This is a genomic window from Micromonospora echinofusca (assembly GCF_017614955.1).
Lineage (GTDB): Bacteria > Actinomycetota > Actinomycetes > Mycobacteriales > Micromonosporaceae > Micromonospora > Micromonospora echinofusca_A.
The window spans coordinates 1-604 of record NZ_WVUH01000722.1 but is presented as its reverse complement, the minus strand read 5'-3'; the positions used below and the strand labels follow the sequence as shown (position 1 = coordinate 604).

General features: G+C 76.2%; 1 pseudogene. It reads left to right on the top strand.

Going from position 1 to position 604, the window contains the following annotated elements:
- Positions 1 to 604: pseudogene (locus GSF22_RS34085) on the top strand (SCO7613 C-terminal domain-containing membrane protein); the annotation flags it as partial.

The window sequence follows — 604 nt, the reverse complement described above, 5'->3', positions numbered from 1 at the left end:
CCCCACAGCCGGTCGTCCCGCCGCCGCGCCGGAGACCTCCACCCGTACCGTGCAGAACCTGCTCTTCGTCCTGGGTGGACTGCTCCTCGGTACGGCGGCGATCGTGTTCACCGCCGTCGCCTGGGCCTCGGTCGGGATCGTCGGTCGGGCCGCGATCCTGGCCGGGCTGACCGGCCTCGTCCTCGCCGTGCCGCTGCTGGCGGTACGCCGCCAGTTGACCGGTACCGCCGAGACCTTCGCCGCAGTCGGGCTGCTCCTGGTGGTCCTCGACGGGTACGCGGCCTGGACCGTGGACCTCGCCGGGGTGTCCGGCTGGCCGGGTACCCGGTACACCGCGTTGGTCGGCGCGGTCACCGTCGCGGTCGGGGTGGGGTACGCCCGGCTGAGTCGACTCCGGGTGCCCTGGTTCGCGGCGCTGCTCGCCGGGCAGCCGGTACTGCCGCTGGCGGTGGCGGACACCCGGCCGGGCGCGGCCGGTTGGGCCCTGACCCTCGTCGGGGTCGCCCTGGTCGACCTGCTGGTGGTGGTCCGGCTCACCAACCGTCCGGCCGGTCGGGTGGCCGACCTGCCAGGCGCCCCGACTCCGGCCGCCGGGCCCGCCCCC